Source organism: Flavobacterium psychrotrophum (assembly GCF_003403075.1).
In the GTDB taxonomy this organism is placed as follows: domain Bacteria; phylum Bacteroidota; class Bacteroidia; order Flavobacteriales; family Flavobacteriaceae; genus Flavobacterium; species Flavobacterium psychrotrophum.
Map to the genome: position 1 here is coordinate 4590687 of NZ_CP031557.1, position 14463 is coordinate 4605149.

Annotated in this window: 13 protein-coding genes; 10 read left to right on the forward strand and 3 right to left on the reverse strand. The window is 39.1% G+C overall.

Annotation, left to right across the window (positions count from 1 at the left end; all coding sequences use genetic code 11):
• Nucleotides 1-16 precede the first annotated feature (16 nt).
• The 10 genes from frr to DYH63_RS20030 all read left to right on the forward strand — a co-directional run bounded on the left by frr (nt 17) and on the right by DYH63_RS20030 (nt 11800).
• Complete coding sequence (gene frr / locus DYH63_RS19985) at nt 17-577, forward strand: ribosome recycling factor (protein WP_116790475.1); 561 nt, start codon at nt 17-19, stop codon at nt 575-577.
• A 101-nt stretch (nt 578-678) separates the two neighbouring features.
• Nucleotides 679-1866, forward strand: a complete 1188-nt coding sequence (locus DYH63_RS19990) for a TlpA disulfide reductase family protein (RefSeq protein ID WP_162927109.1) — start codon at nt 679-681, stop codon at nt 1864-1866.
• 47 nt (nt 1867-1913) lie between these two features.
• Nucleotides 1914-2273 carry a hypothetical protein gene (locus tag DYH63_RS19995; protein ID WP_116790477.1) on the forward strand — a complete coding sequence of 120 codons (360 nt, stop codon included), beginning with the start codon at nt 1914-1916 and terminating at the stop codon, nt 2271-2273.
• Nucleotides 2274-2354: 81 nt separating this feature from the next.
• Entirely contained in the window at nt 2355-2603 is a 249-nt protein-coding gene (locus tag DYH63_RS20000) for a hypothetical protein (protein WP_116790478.1), read from the forward strand.
• A 65-nt stretch (nt 2604-2668) separates the two neighbouring features.
• A complete protein-coding gene (locus DYH63_RS20005) occupies nt 2669-5152 on the forward strand; it encodes a DUF5686 family protein (RefSeq protein WP_116790479.1) in 2484 nt (827 codons plus the stop codon).
• 124 nt (nt 5153-5276) lie between these two features.
• A complete protein-coding gene (locus DYH63_RS20010) occupies nt 5277-7232 on the forward strand; it encodes a hypothetical protein (protein WP_116790480.1) in 1956 nt (651 codons plus the stop codon).
• A 212-nt stretch (nt 7233-7444) separates the two neighbouring features.
• Entirely contained in the window at nt 7445-8890 is a 1446-nt protein-coding gene (gene asnS / locus DYH63_RS20015) for an asparagine--tRNA ligase (RefSeq protein ID WP_116790481.1), read from the forward strand.
• A gap of 324 nt (nt 8891-9214) precedes the next feature.
• Nucleotides 9215-9592, forward strand: coding sequence for a hypothetical protein (locus DYH63_RS20020; RefSeq protein WP_162927110.1), 378 nt, complete (start codon nt 9215-9217; stop codon nt 9590-9592).
• A gap of 114 nt (nt 9593-9706) precedes the next feature.
• Nucleotides 9707-11179 carry an RNA polymerase factor sigma-54 gene (gene rpoN, locus DYH63_RS20025; protein ID WP_116790911.1) on the forward strand — a complete coding sequence of 491 codons (1473 nt, stop codon included), beginning with the start codon at nt 9707-9709 and terminating at the stop codon, nt 11177-11179.
• A 3-nt stretch (nt 11180-11182) separates the two neighbouring features.
• Nucleotides 11183-11800 carry a hypothetical protein gene (locus tag DYH63_RS20030; RefSeq protein WP_116790483.1) on the forward strand — a complete coding sequence of 206 codons (618 nt, stop codon included), beginning with the start codon at nt 11183-11185 and terminating at the stop codon, nt 11798-11800.
• Nucleotides 11801-11802: 2 nt separating this feature from the next.
• Here the strand turns inward: DYH63_RS20030 and DYH63_RS20035 are convergent, their stop codons facing one another.
• The 3 genes from DYH63_RS20035 to DYH63_RS20045 all read right to left on the reverse strand — a co-directional run bounded on the left by DYH63_RS20035 (nt 11803) and on the right by DYH63_RS20045 (nt 14423).
• Nucleotides 11803-12522, reverse strand: a complete 720-nt coding sequence (locus tag DYH63_RS20035; RefSeq protein WP_116790484.1) for a porin family protein — start codon at nt 12520-12522, stop codon at nt 11803-11805.
• Nucleotides 12523-12592: 70 nt separating this feature from the next.
• Entirely contained in the window at nt 12593-13345 is a 753-nt protein-coding gene (locus DYH63_RS20040) for an SDR family oxidoreductase (RefSeq protein ID WP_116790912.1), read from the reverse strand.
• A 10-nt stretch (nt 13346-13355) separates the two neighbouring features.
• A complete protein-coding gene (locus tag DYH63_RS20045) occupies nt 13356-14423 on the reverse strand; it encodes a mechanosensitive ion channel family protein (protein ID WP_116790485.1) in 1068 nt (355 codons plus the stop codon).
• Nucleotides 14424-14463 lie beyond the last annotated feature (40 nt).

The following is a 14463-nucleotide window of genomic DNA, read 5'->3' on the forward strand; positions in this document are numbered from 1 at the left end:
AAGCAAATTAAAAACTATGGAAGAGATAGATTTTATATTAGACAGTACTAAAGAGAGTATGGAAGGGTCTTTGGCCCATCTTGAAAAAGAGTTCCTTAACATTCGTGCCGGTAAGGCAAGCCCTGCCATGCTGGGTGGTGTAAAAGTAGATTACTACGGTGCTGCAACCCCGCTTTCGCAGGTGGCAAACATTAATATTCCGGATGCGCGTACCATTACCGTTACGCCCTGGGAAAAGAATATGCTGCACCCTATAGAAAAAGCGATAATGATAGCTAACCTGGGCTTTAACCCTATGAATAATGGTGATAACATCATCATCAGTGTTCCTGCATTGACTGAAGAAAGAAGGCGCGACCTGGCAAAACAGGCCAAAGCAGAATCTGAAGATGCTAAGGTAGGTGTGCGTAATGCCCGTAAGGATGCTAATACCGAAATTAAAAAACTTGAAAAAGACGGCATGAGCGAAGACGTTTGTAAAAGCGCCGAAGAAGACGTTCAGGACCTGACCAATGCTTTTATCAAAAAAATTGATGAGCTGCTGGTGCTTAAGGAAGCCGAGATCATGAAAGTATAATAACAGCATAGCTGCATGAAAGTCCGCCCACTGAGGCGGACTTTTTTTATATCATATTTTCATAGAATGAATTATCTTTAATGCACCAACAAAATCCAGCTATGAAAAACTTAATTTTAGCAATTGCGATACTGATTACCTGTTCTGCCTGTAGCCAGGATAAAAAAGAATTTTTTCTCTCCGGTAAGACAAAAGGCATTGCCGACGGTACTATGTTACTGTTGCGGGATCCTCTGCTGAATATCTTTATAGATTCGGTAGCTGTTGAGAATAACAGTTTTATCCTTACAACCAAACTGCCTGATTATCCATATCAAATAGTACTTTATAAAGATGCTGCTACCGCAAAAATAATATGGGCGGAAAAAAACAAGATGACTTTTGATGCGTCAGATTCTGATTTTAAGGATGCGGTAATAACGGGTTCTGTTACTGATAATTTGGCTACACAGTTAAGAAGCCAGGCTCATAAGCTTAAGTCGTATAAAGAAATAGTAAACCTTGAACAGGAATTTATAAAAAACAATCCAAACAGTATACTAAGCGCGCACAACCTCTCTGTTATGGCAAGCGTTTTTGGTAATGCAAAATCAAAAGAGTTGTTTAATAAACTGTCTGGCAAAAACAAAGAATCTGTTTATGGGAAAAGAGTTTTGGAGTTTATTAATTCAGACGTTCATAAAACTCCTTTAATTGGTGATAGATACATTGATTTTGCGATGAACGATCAATATGGGACTCAACAAAGACTTTCCAGATTTGGTGGGAAAGTACTGTTGCTGGAGTTTTGGGCTTCATGGTGTGTGCCTTGCCGCAAAGAAAACCCTGTACTGGTTAAAACATATAATGATTTTAAAGACAGCGGATTTGAAATCGTGGCTGTATCGTTAGATGAGGAGAAGAACCATTGGATTAATGCTATAAAAAAAGACAACCTGACCTGGACACACTTAAGCGATTTAAAAGGGAGAAATAATATTGCAGCATTAGCCTATGGCGTAACCGGTATTCCGGACAATATTCTTATTGATAAGAACGGGATAATTATTGGGCGTAACTTGCATGGAGAAAAGCTGCATCAAAAATTAGCAGAAGTTATAGCTAAACCTAATGTTGAAATTACACAGGAAGCTATCGGTATGAAGGTTAAAATAAAAAGTTCTGTTACATGGCAGGATGAAAATGGCAAAGAGTTGACACAGGCAGAAGCAAAAGCAATGCTTGACAGTAAAAATTACACTCCTGAATTAGATACTGATAAAAACATAATGGTTGTAAAAAAAATATAATTTAGAGGTTGAGTCCCAGTCAGCCTAACTTTTAATTTGTTCCTATTATGAATATTGTGCCAAAGAACATTAAGATACTTTATGCTGTTTCAGTATTGATACTTGCATTTAACGGCCTGTATTTGTTATCTACATACAATAATATCCCTGCTACAGTTGTGGTGCATAGCTATAATGGTATTGATACCCTTGGTGATAAGAGTTATTTGCACGGAATTATATATCTCAATGCGGTTATTGTTTTTGTTATAGGTATCGCTATTTTTCGATATCATAAATTGATGGTTGTGACTGCCGAAATAGGGATTAAAGATAGGCTGGAGTCAATTTATAACCGTAGGCTTATACTTGCTATTGTATCGATTAAAGTTTCAATACTGTTTTCAATAATACTGTTTAAGGGATAACTGTAAAATTGTGTTTATATAGTGCTACATCATAAATCAGCAGAAAACTCGTTATCTTTACATCTCTAAAAAATTACTGCCATGGATGCTGCTAAAAAACTCGAAGTACTGGACTGGGTAATGCACCTTAATGATGAGGCTGTTTTTAATAAGCTGCTTGCAATTAAGGATAATGCCTATGATAATGATGATGTTGTAGCTTATTCTACAGTAGGGGAGCCTTTAAATATTGAACAATATAAAGCCCATGCTGAGGAAGGACTAAAAGATATCGAAGCAGGAAGAGTTACATCTCATAAAGATTTTTTAGACGAAATTAAAGGGTGGTAAAGTCACATCTTATTTCAGCAGTAATAACAAGGGGCTTTTATTTAGAGAAATCTTCTGTAGTATAGATGAAAATCCTTTCGCTTTTGCTTTTCTTTTTTACGCTCTCTATTGGGGCGCAAACGGCTATTACCGTAACCGTAAAAGATGCCGATACTAAAGCACCATTGCCGTTTTCTACCGTTACTACAAATGGTAAAAATGTTGTAACAGATATAGACGGTAAAGTGGTGGTACATAATCCCGGCACCGTATTTACTACGACGTATACAGGCTATGCCGATAAAAAAACATATCTTAAAGATGGTGTGCTTTTCTATACCATTTCTCTCAAACAAAAAGCCGAAAAACTTAGAGAGGTTGTAATCAATGCCACTAATCCGGCTAACGATATCATAGGGCGCGCCATTCGCCGAAAGGTGATAAACGACCCGCAGCGCAAGCTGGAAAGCTATAGCTATAAAACATACGACCGCCTTATTGTAACAGCCGACCCAGATTCTATTAATGGTAAGCTGGATTCTGTTTACGCTTATGAGAAAGCTGGGCGCATATTAGAAAAAATCGACTCTGCCAGTTTTAAGTTCAAAAAGATAATCGACCGTCAGCATTTGTACCAAACAGAGAAGGTGTCTGAATTTAAGTTCAATAAGAAACAGGGCGTTAAAGAAGAGGTGCTTGCTACCCGCATGGCGGGTTTTAAAAAACCACTGTATGAGTTTATAGGCCTTAAGCTACAATCGCATTCTGCCTATGCCGAAGATATTTATGTTTTCCAGACCAAGTATGCCGGGCCATTGGCTAACGATGCACTACAGGAATACAATTATAAAATTCTTGATACTGTAACGGTTAATAACCGCTCTGCTTACATGATATATTTTGATGCAAAACGTCGCGTAAAACGTAAGCTGAGGGGTATATTATATATTGACAGCCAGAATTATGGTTTGGCAAAAGCCATATTGCGGGTTAAGAATGTGCTGGATATAACATCGGTACATTATTTTGAGTATGAGGATGGTCAGCAGTTATGGTTTCCGGATCGTAAAACATTAAAGATTACCAAGGGTAACAATAAAGACGATATCAAAATACTGGGCGAAACCATAAAGTTTGATGCCGTGGGCAGCCATGATAAGAACCGTAAAAAAGAACCATCAGATTATGTGTACCTCTACTCTGAAGCGTTCAATTTTGATAAAAAATATAACGTTCCGGTTGCTATACAACGTTCGTCAGTAGAAATAGAGGTAAAAGACGAGGCAATTAACCGCCCCGATGAATACTGGAACCGCTTTAGGCCGGATACACTGGATAGCCGAAGCCTTACAACATACATGGCATTAGACAGCCTGGTGGCTAAAGATAACTGGGAGCAGCGCATTATACTGGGCAGGCGCATTGTAAATGGGTACATACCCATTGGGGCGATAGACCTCGACCTGCGCCAGATAGCCAAGTATAACAACTATGAGGGCTTTCGCCTTGGGGTGGGGGGTATTACAAACAACCGCTTTGCCGAAACCTTCCGTATTAGTGGTTATGGGGCATACGGAACCAAAGACGGTGCGTTTAAGTACAGCCTGGGCAGTGCGGTAAGGGTAGGTAAGTTCTCAAACTCATGGATAGGTGGTTCGTTTACCGATGATATTAAGGAATTGGCAAGTACGTCATTCGCGACCGATAAGCGTGTGTTTAAAATTTACGATCCTCGGCCTATCAACCTTTCTACGTTTTATAATTACCAAACCTGGCAGGGTTATATAGAAACCCGTATCATACCTAAAACAGAGAGTATGTGGCAGCTAACGCGCAGCCGCATCGACCCTAAGTTTAATTACATCTATGCTCCAGATGGCCGTGCTCATGCTTTGTTTAATCTTACTATGGCATCGGTGTCGTTGCAGTGGAACCCGTTCAGCGATTTTATGCAAACCCCGGACGGACGTATAGAGGTAGAAAAGCGCTACCCTAAATTCGCCTTTCAGTACACACAAGCGGTATCTGGCATCTTAGGCGGTGACTTTAATTTCAGTAAGCTGGATTTTAGGGCAGAGTTTGAAAAAAAATACCTTAATGGGCAAATAGGTACTGCGCTTGTGCAAACGGGTGTGGCACTTGGCAATACACCGTTAACGCACCTGTACAGCACATCGCCAAACAACCTTGATAAAGACGGCGTAATACAACGTGTAACTATAGGCGGTAAAAACAGTTTTGAAACCATGTATTTTAACGAGTTCTTTAGCAGCCGTTATGTAACGGTACAGCTTAAGCACGGGCTTACACGGTTTACAGTTTTTAGAAGCCTTAAGTTATCGCCCATGCTGGTTACGCGTTTTGCGTGGGGTAACATGGCAAACAAGGCAGACCATCAAGGCATTGAATTTAAGACGCTAGAAAAAGGCTATCACGAAAGTGGCTTAGAATTTAACGAGATATTTAAAGGCTTGGGCTTTACAGCTTTTTACCGATATGGTCCTTATCAGTTACCGCAGTTTGATCGTAATTTGGCGTTAAAGCTATCGTTTGTGCTGAATTTGTTTTAATATATGTAAGATTTTTTTGTAAGTTTATAAAACCAACCAAACACATAATTTTATATACTTAAAATTATTGCATAGAATGTATTGGTTTTTGGATACAAGTTAAAATAACATTCATATAGAAAAAATGTCAGAAAACGTTATTGATAAAATCTTGTGGATAGAAGGATTCTATCCATTTTCTTTAAAATACGACCTTGAAAAAGCTATAAAAAAACATAAACAGGAATTAGAAAATCTAAACGTTGATTCGACTTCGATGTCAATTTTTAAATTTTCAAACTATTTTAATGTATACTTCAAAAACATTTGCGAAACTCTCGAATATGTCTTAAGCAAATCGACCTTAAGTAAATCAACTTTCATTGATTTAATAATTTCAGATTTAAACAGAACTGAGACTATTATTTCTGAGGACACCAACCGCAAACTCTTTTCTGGGGATTCATATGATAATAATTCGCTAGCAAATCTGTATATCCAAAAACCTGAATTTCAGAATGACTCAGAGCCGGTGTGGGGATTAATAGATTCCGCTATTGAAACCGCAACACTAAATTTAAACTACTTAAATTATGTTAAGTTCATTGAAAATGATGAACCAACAGATGAAATTTCACATGTAGATGTGATTAGAAACATAGGAATAGTTGGATCATCTTTTAATGCTATAAAACAAGCTTACGATAGAATAATATGGAAAGGGTATGTAATTGAAGAAAATGAGTCTGGAATAAAATTAAAATCTAATCAATATCATTTGATGCTGGATAATATTGCATTAACTAGACTAATGAGAAATGTTAGTAATACTCAAAATGAATTACAGTATTATCCCCAAATTCACAAAACAATCATAAAAATATTTCATGCAACACGACATTTTCAAGCAATAAAATTGATAGAGGAAAATGATGGTGAGATGATTTTAAAATATCAGGCAAGATCAAAAAAACCGACAGATTCTTTTATTTCATTCATTGCACCGATACTTACATATTACCCTTTCTTTCATTCGGAAAAAATTTCTGCGTTTGAAAATTTAACAATTTTAGACCTCGTAAATCTTTTTTCTATACTCTGCGATTTTGTCATGGTTCTGCCTATGCCCGGATACGATGATACAGAAGTAAAAGATTTAGCGAAGTTTAAACGCTTTAATCCTAAAGTCAAAAAATCAACACTGATATCGTATTTTAGAACCACAACTAATTACTCAGAAAAAGAAATTACAGTATTTTTGAATTTGTTGATTCAAAAAGAGAAAAAATACAATTTATTCCTTTATTCCGTCTATGAAGAGGAAGACTATTATTTCTTTTCGCACTCAACGATAAAAAGGGCCAATATGCTTTATTTGGTTGATAAGTGGTTAGAAGCAGGCAATTGTGATTTGGCAGAAAGAGGTCATAAATTTGAAGATTACATTAAAAACTTTTTAAGAACGGAAAAACTTAATGAATTTGCTAAATTCAAAATTATAGAACAGTCGAGATTTTCTTTTTTAGACGACACCAATACTCGTTTCGAGGAAGAAATAGATTTGGTACTAAAAACCGAAACTTCTATAATCGTTGCTGAAATAAAATGTACAACTTATCCATTGGATCCGGACGATTTTTATTCATCTTTTCAAACTTTAAAAAAGGCCAAAAGACAAGTGGCAAGAAAGTCTAAATTCTTAGAAGACAATTGGGAAAAATTTGAACATATACTCGGTCAAAAAGGAGAGAGAAAAATTGAACAAATAATAATCGTAAACTTTCCACATTACGCGGGAAGAAATATCGATGAAATTCCAATTGCTGATTTTTATCTCTTCCTTTCGTATTTTAAATCTGGAAAATTTGTTAATTTAAAAATAGAACGTAGTAAGGGCATAACAAGAAATGAAATACTCTATTATGATTCTGTACATTCATTTGAGGGAAATTTCGAACATTTTTTTCGAAATCCAGTTCCGATAGAAGACTTAATGGTCAGGCAAAAGATAGAGGAGTATGAAGTAACTTTAAATGGAACTGTACCAAAAACGATATCAGAAAGAGTAATTTACATTGAAAAAACACCCGACAAAGACTAATATATAGATAAACTTACTTAAAGCCGAAAACTTCACATTCAAATAAATTAAAAATTAATATCCCGTAATACTTTTTACTCTGACGCAATTTTGAGACCAAAAATTATTCAGCAAAAAACAACCACTTTTAAACCACAGTTTTTTCCTGTTTTTACTACATTTGCAGGCATTTGCACAATCTCTGCAAAAACAAAGTACTAATTTTTATAAAAATGAAGCACACAAAAATTAAAGACCTGCTAAACAGCACGAAGCCGATTGATGAAGTAATTGTAAAAGGATGGGTAAGAACCTTTAGAAATAATCAGTTCTTAGCCATTAATGACGGGTCTGTAATTCATAATATACAGGCAGTGGTAGATTTTGAAAATACCCCTGCTGAAACCCTTAAGCGCCTTACTACCGGTGCGGCCGTATTAGTTAAAGGAAACCTTGCCGAAAGCCAGGGTGCAGGGCAGAAATTTGAAATTCAGGCGAAGCACCTTGAAATACTTGGCGACAGCGATGCTGAGAAATTCCCGATGCAGCCTAAAAAGCACTCCCTTGAGTTTTTAAGGGAAAATGCCCACCTGCGTGTGCGTACCAATGTTTTTGGTGCCATCATGAGGGTGCGTTCGGTGCTGTCGTTCGCTATACACCAGTACTTTCAGGAGCGTGGTTTTGTATATGTAAACACGCCTATTATTACCGGTAGCGATGCCGAAGGTGCGGGTGAGATGTTTAAAGTTACCGCACTTCCGTTTGATGGAACACCACGTAATGAAGAAGGTAAGGTAGATTACAAGCAGGACTTTTTTGGTAAGGAAACGAACCTTACCGTATCAGGCCAGCTGGAAGGCGAAACTTTTGCAATGGCATTGGGTCAGGTATACACATTTGGACCTACGTTTCGTGCAGAGAATTCTAACACCAGCCGCCACCTTGCAGAATTCTGGATGGTAGAGCCTGAAGTTGCGTTTAACAACCTTGACGATAACATGGATCTTGCTGAAGATTTTATTCAGTATGTTATTAAATATGCCCTTGATAAATGCCAAGATGACCTTGCATTCCTTAACCAGCGCTTTGCTGATGAGGAGAAAACCAAGCCAACAGCAGAACGCAGCGAACTTGGCCTGCTTGAAAAGCTAAACTTTGTATTAGAGAACAACTTTAAGCGTGTAAGCTATACTGAGGCTATTGATATCCTAAGGAACAGCAAGCCGAACAAGAACAAAAAATTCAACTATATTATAGAAGAGTGGGGTGCCGACCTGCAAAGTGAGCATGAGCGCTTCCTGGTAGAAAAACACTTTAAGTGCCCGGTTATCCTTTATGATTACCCTGCAAAAATTAAGGCTTTCTATATGAGGCTTAACGACAATACTGCCGAAGACAGAAAAACCGTGCGCGCCATGGATATCCTGTTCCCGGGTATTGGTGAAATTGTAGGTGGTTCTGAGAGGGAAGAGCGCCTTGATGTACTACAGCAAAAAATTGCTGAACTTGGTATCGATGAAAAAGAGCTTTGGTGGTACCTTGATACACGCCGTTTTGGTACAGCTACCCACGCCGGCTTCGGCCTTGGCTTTGAGCGCCTGGTGCTGTTTGTTACAGGTATGGGTAACATTCGTGATGTTATTCCTTTCCCAAGGACACCACAAAACGCAGAATTTTAAATATATGAAGCCTCCCGAAAGGGAGGTTTTTTATGCTTTTAAGGGTGCTGATTGTCATTCCGACGGAGGAGGAATCTATAATTTCATTATATTTATTTAAAATCTACCATCATGAAAATGAGGACAATTATAGCTGCTGCTTTTGGTAGCTACCTGTTTTATAAAGTCTGACTTCAAAAAACGCAGGACACTTTTTTTGATATTTTTATATTTTTGGGTTTGGGAATTTTTGGACTTGTTTTCCTGATTAATACATTTTCAAAAGACAAGAAAGCCTATAAGTTAACACTAAACAGGAAAAGTTATTTGTCTACATTTGTTTTTATGGTTTTAGTAATACCATCGTTGGTTTTAGGATGGAAGATACATTACGATTATACTAAGCCATCGCTTATAGTTGCCGGTATTAAAGTTGACTTAGGTAATTTAAAAATGGATTTAAAAAAAGACGGTACTTTCGTTTTTACAAATACCTTTTTTATTGCTGCAAACTATAATTATGGAATGTATAGTATCTCCGGCGATACCATCATATTAGACCGGGCAGAAATCGATAATGTGATACATTCTAATAAAATGGTCCTCAAAGAAAAAGAGGTTGAATACAAGGATGGATTTCATAAAGAGTTGTATCTTGTTGAGCTTAACGCAAAGACAAATGATATTTACGGTGACTATAAAGTCGTTGAAGATAACCGATAAGGCTCTCCTCAAAAAGCATACCTCTTTTTTTACAACATTAATTTTTTCTAAAATAATGTGGCGGGCAAAAACGGTTTTTTGTATCTTTATACTGTACAAAAGTCCGATTTCATTATGCTCAAGCAGAATTTACAACTAAGATTATCGCAAAAACTTTCCCCTCAGCAAATTCAGCTTATGAAGCTGATACAGCTGCCTACACAGGCATTTGAGCAACGCCTGAAAGAGGAAATGGAAGAGAACCCCGCCCTTGAAGATACTAAAGAGGATGAGTATGAATACGAGAAGGACGAATTTGATAACAACGATGAGTATGACGACTATGATGATTATGAAGGAGAGCGTATTGATACCGACGAAATTAACATAGACGAATACCTTAGCGACGACGAAATTCCCAATTATAAGCTACAGGCTAACAACTACAGCGACGACGACGAAGACCGCAGTATGCCCTTTGCCGCCACGGTTAGTTTTCACCAAAATCTTACCGATCAGCTAAATACCTTTATTCTTACAGACGACGAGCGCGATATCGCTGAGTTTCTGGTGGGGAGTATTGATGACATGGGCTACATTCGCCGCAGTATCCCCGATATTGTAGATGATCTTGCCTTTACACAGGGTATTTATACCGATGAGCCCACGGTAGAGCATGCACTGCACATTATACACCAGATGGAACCGGCAGGAGTAGGTGCGCGCGATCTTCAGGAATGCCTGTTGCTGCAATTAAAAAGCAAAACGCCAACACCGTCTATAGAGCTTGCCATAAACATACTGGAACAGCAGTTTGAAGCGTTTACTAAAAAGCATTATGATAAGCTACTGCAAAAGTTTGACATTAAACAGGAGCAGTTGCGCCATGCCATAGACGAGATAGAAAGGCTTAACCCTAAGCCGGGTGGTGCTTACGAGAGTAATGCCAAGCCCATAGAGCATGTAGTGCCCGATTTTAGCATCAAAATTGTAGATGGGGAACTGGAACTTTCGCTTAACGGGCGTAATGCGCCAGAACTTCATGTAAGTAAAGACTACCAGGAGATGCTGCAAAGCTATAAAGACAGCCGCGATAAGAGCAGCCAGCAAAAAGATGCGGTGCAGTTTATTAAGCAAAAACTGGATAGCGCCAAATGGTTTATAGATGCCATTCGTCAAAGGCAGGAAACGCTTTATGTAACCATGAATGCCATTATGCACTACCAGGAAGAATACTTTCTGGATGGTGATGAAGCCAAACTAAGGCCAATGATTCTTAAGGATATTGCCGATTTGATAGGGTTGGACATAAGTACCGTAAGCCGTGTGGCAAATAGTAAGTATGTAGAAACACCTTATGGTACCAAGCTGATAAAGGAGTTTTTTAGCGAGGCCATGAAGAACGACCAGGGCGAGGATGTAAGTACCATCGAAATTAAAAAGATACTACAAACCGTTATAGAAGAAGAGGATAAGCGCAAGCCCTTGCCGGATGATAAACTGGCTGATATTCTTAAAGACCGTGGATATCCCATAGCCCGCCGTACCATTGCAAAATATCGTGAGCAGCTGGATATACCGGTGGCGCGTATGCGTAAGAAAATCTAAGCTATGGATAAGTTTATCCGCAGTTTCTCTTATCTTTTTTACCCGCTTTTTGTGCCGGCCTATGCTACGTTGTTTTATTTTCTGTTTGCCGGAAAGTATCTGCACAACCACGAAATTTACCTGATCTTTATCCAGGTGCTTATCGTTACCATACTGTTGCCGCTATCCGTATTTTATCTCCTGCGTTCATTAGGGTATGTAAAAACCAAAATGCTTACAGACAAAAAAGAACGTAAATTACCGCTCTCCATATACTGCCTGCTGCTGTTATTGCTTACAGAATATAGCTTTAGCAGCTTTAGTGTGCCAGAACTGTATTACTATTTTTTAGGCGTACTTATTAGTAATGTTGCGGCACTTGGATTAGTGCTTATAGGTAATAAAGCCAGCCTGCACATGATGGCAATGGCTTCGCTCACGGCGTTTGTAATAAGCTTGTCGGCTTATTACCATGTGCGGTTTATTTATATAATTGCATTTTTTATACTCTGTGCCGGTTTTACGGCCTCTGCAAGATTACAGGCTAAAGCCCATACTCCGGGAGAGTTGTTGCTGGGTACACTTTTAGGTATTGTGCCACAGGTGGGCCTTTGGTTTATATGGTTGCTGCCTGCCGGCTAACATCACAATATATAAAACATAAGCCCCAGCTTAAGCGAGTGCATACTGAGTTTTTCGCCATCTTGTAGCGTAGTGTTTTTGTACACAGGCGTAAGACCGTAATATGCATAAAAGTTCCATGTGTTATAACCTGCTGCAACATATAGCCCGGTTGTAAGCTTGTTCATGTTTGCATCATTCCTTACTTTATGTACCGTGTTGCCGTCAGGTTCATTTTGCGCTTTATCGTAGATAAGGTAGCTCAGTTTTACACCGGTGTAAATACGCCAAAACTGGTGTGTGGTGTCGTTACTGGTACGCCAGCGAAATTCTAACGGAAGTTCGAGGTAATGCAATACAAGCTTATTTTTGTCGAAAGCGGTTTTTGACGTTAGCTCATAAGTGTTTGCGCCTAAAGTATCTTTTACTACAAGGTTGTGCTTTATGTTATTGTATGAATAGCCAAGGCCTATTGCAATAGCGTGGTTACGCTTTTTATTTAGCGGAATATCCCTCAAAAAACCAAATCCCAAACCTGTAGATACCGAATACTGACTGTAACCCTTCGGCATACCCTGCATGATGTTGTAGGTAATGGAAGCATAAAACTGGTCTTCCCTGTATTTAGGGTCTGGTGTGGGCAGTAGCAGGCTATCACTAACCTGTGTTGTAGGCAGGTCTGTAGTTTGCGCCATAAGGCTAATTGTGGCTAAAAAAAGCAATATTGTAAAAAAGCTGCGCATAAGCGGGGTATGATTACTGTATTACAAAGATGCAAAAGTTTAGCCGTTTTATAATCATAACATTTTGCTATTATATAAGCTGCAAGTGTGGCCTTATCTTCAGTTCTATAACGTCGCAGCGTTTTGGCTGACTCAGGCAATACAGTACTGCGGCAGCAATATCAGTAGCCTGTAGCATTTCTTCATTCTCCACTTTTTTGAGTTTTTCCTCGGTTGGTTTTTGCTGCATATCTGTGTCAACAGCACCGGGTTCTATCAGGCTTACCTTGATCCCATGTTTATTAACCTCTTTTCGAAGGGCTTCACTGTAGGCGCGAATGGCGGCTTTAGTGGCAACATAAACAGATCCTGTTGCTTCGCGTACCTGCGCACTAAGCGACCCGATGTTTACAATATGGCCTGAGCCGTTCTTTTCCATACGTGTTATGGCACCGCCGCAACACGCCAGGTAACTCAACAAATTAATATTAAGTACATGTTGAAGGTCATTATAGCTAACATCTGTTGCATTGCCAAAACCTATTGCTGCATTGTTGACCAGAATGTCCAGATGTTCCAGTTTTTCATCTACCTGTTTAAATACATCTGCAATACCGTCTTCTGTCCCGCAATCCGCTACAAACCCGAAAAGTTTACCTTTCGCAATGGGCAAAATATCAGCAAGTGCGTCTTTAAGATGTTGCTCTTCATGTCCGAAAAATACAACATTTGCACCCTGAGATGCCAGCAATAAAACAATGGCGCGGCCTATGCCGGTAGTACCGCCCGTTACCAGCACATTTTTGCCGGAAACGCTTTGTGGAAGAAGATCCTGAATATTCATGGCTGTAATTTTATAAAGTATTTGAAGTATGTACAGCATCCGGATACCCTTTTGTACCATCCTGTATTTCAACGCGTGTTTTGGGCAGGCTTTCGGGGTAATTTTGCTGAATGAAACCAATGAGTTTCTCACGGATAAATACGCGTAAGTCCCAGTTGGTGGGTGAGTCTTTACTACTTACCAATGCCCTTATTTCCATGCCTGCGGCTACGGCATTGGTTACCTGTAGTACGTTTACTTTGCCATCCCATAAGTGTGTTGTGCTTAATAAACGGGTAAGTTCTGAACGAAGCGGGTCTATAGGCATCATAAAATCGGTGTAAATAAATACAGTGCCCAGTATGTCGGCATTTTCGCGTGTCCAGTTCTGGAATGGTTTCTCAATAAAATAGGTAGTGGGTACAACGAGGCGGCGTTTATCCCAAATCCGGATTACAACATACGTAAGGTAGATCTGCTCTATCCAGCCCCATTCTCCTTCTACAATAACCACATCGTCTATGCGTATGGGTTGTGTAATGGCTATTTGTATTCCTGCCAGTAACGTACCCAGTGCTTTTTGTGCCGAAAAACCCAGTATAATGCCTGCTACACCTGCCGAAGCAAAAACACTTACACCAATAGACCGGATGCTTTCAAAACTCATAAGCGCGGCACCTATAGCAAAGACCACAATGAGGAATATGGCAACCCGCTGCAATATGCTAAACTGGGTAAATACCCTGCGAGCGTTGAGGTTGTCTGCGGCGGTAATGTCAAACTTTCTGATAAAGCCTGTTTTTACAATAGTGGTAAACAAGATAAGAAACCAGGTGATACTTGCAATGAGCAATAGTACGCCTATATGAGCCGCAATGCGGTTATAGCCTGTAGCCAGTAAGTTTGCTGTTGCCAGTATATGTATCGCCACCGCAATAAAGAACAAGAGCAGGGGTACTTTTATGCGCTGCGCAAAATTTACCGGAAGGATGTTGTTTGGGTTTTTGCCTATTTTCCTGAGTATGTAATAGGCAATGCTAAAAGCCGCAACAAGACCGGCAATGGTAAATATAAGGAAATAGGCAGCGTTAGTGTCCATAGGCAAAAAGCTTTTGGGTTATGACAGGCTCCTAAAATTA

Excerpts from the sequence above, each read along its gene's own strand:
- frr (WP_116790475.1), top strand. The coding sequence starts at position 17 with ATGGAAGAGATAGATTTTATATTAGACAGTACTAAAGAGAGTATGGAA.
- DYH63_RS19990 (WP_162927109.1), top strand. The coding sequence starts at position 679 with ATGAAAAACTTAATTTTAGCAATTGCGATACTGATTACCTGTTCTGCC.
- DYH63_RS19995 (WP_116790477.1), top strand. The coding sequence starts at position 1,914 with ATGAATATTGTGCCAAAGAACATTAAGATACTTTATGCTGTTTCAGTA.
- DYH63_RS20000 (WP_116790478.1), top strand. The coding sequence starts at position 2,355 with ATGGATGCTGCTAAAAAACTCGAAGTACTGGACTGGGTAATGCACCTT.
- DYH63_RS20005 (WP_116790479.1), top strand. The coding sequence starts at position 2,669 with ATGAAAATCCTTTCGCTTTTGCTTTTCTTTTTTACGCTCTCTATTGGG.
- DYH63_RS20010 (WP_116790480.1), top strand. The coding sequence starts at position 5,277 with ATGTCAGAAAACGTTATTGATAAAATCTTGTGGATAGAAGGATTCTAT.
- asnS (WP_116790481.1), top strand. The coding sequence starts at position 7,445 with ATGAAGCACACAAAAATTAAAGACCTGCTAAACAGCACGAAGCCGATT.
- DYH63_RS20020 (WP_162927110.1), top strand. The coding sequence starts at position 9,215 with ATGGTTTTAGTAATACCATCGTTGGTTTTAGGATGGAAGATACATTAC.
- rpoN (WP_116790911.1), top strand. The coding sequence starts at position 9,707 with ATGCTCAAGCAGAATTTACAACTAAGATTATCGCAAAAACTTTCCCCT.
- DYH63_RS20030 (WP_116790483.1), top strand. The coding sequence starts at position 11,183 with ATGGATAAGTTTATCCGCAGTTTCTCTTATCTTTTTTACCCGCTTTTT.
- DYH63_RS20035 (WP_116790484.1), bottom strand. The coding sequence starts at position 12,522 with ATGCGCAGCTTTTTTACAATATTGCTTTTTTTAGCCACAATTAGCCTT.
- DYH63_RS20040 (WP_116790912.1), bottom strand. The coding sequence starts at position 13,345 with ATGAATATTCAGGATCTTCTTCCACAAAGCGTTTCCGGCAAAAATGTG.
- DYH63_RS20045 (WP_116790485.1), bottom strand. The coding sequence starts at position 14,423 with ATGGACACTAACGCTGCCTATTTCCTTATATTTACCATTGCCGGTCTT.